At 40.1% G+C, this 222-nt stretch carries 1 pseudogene; it reads right to left on the bottom strand.

The features are described 5' to 3' along the window. Window positions 1–222, bottom strand: a pseudogene (locus tag V6260_RS18930) (glutamate ligase domain-containing protein); the annotation flags it as partial.

Raw genomic sequence — 222 nt, 5'->3', positions numbered from 1 at the left:
CAGCGAGTACTTTTACAAAATCTTCGTACAAATCACGTGTACGAGAAAATCTAAGTGGTTGATATACCATTACCAATCGCTTATCGGGCCATCCTTCACGTACTGCTGCAATTGTTGATGCAACTTCTGAAGGGTGATGCCCGTAATCATCAACTAGCATCACAATGCCACGTTCATTTTCAAATTAACAATAATGATGAAAACGACGCCCTATTCCTTCAA

The sequence above is a fragment of the Pseudoalteromonas aliena genome (genome assembly GCF_038155085.1).
GTDB classification, from domain to species: domain Bacteria; phylum Pseudomonadota; class Gammaproteobacteria; order Enterobacterales; family Alteromonadaceae; genus Pseudoalteromonas; species Pseudoalteromonas aliena_A.
Note: the sequence above shows the minus strand (reverse complement) of the source record. Positions and strands in the feature narration are given on the sequence as shown.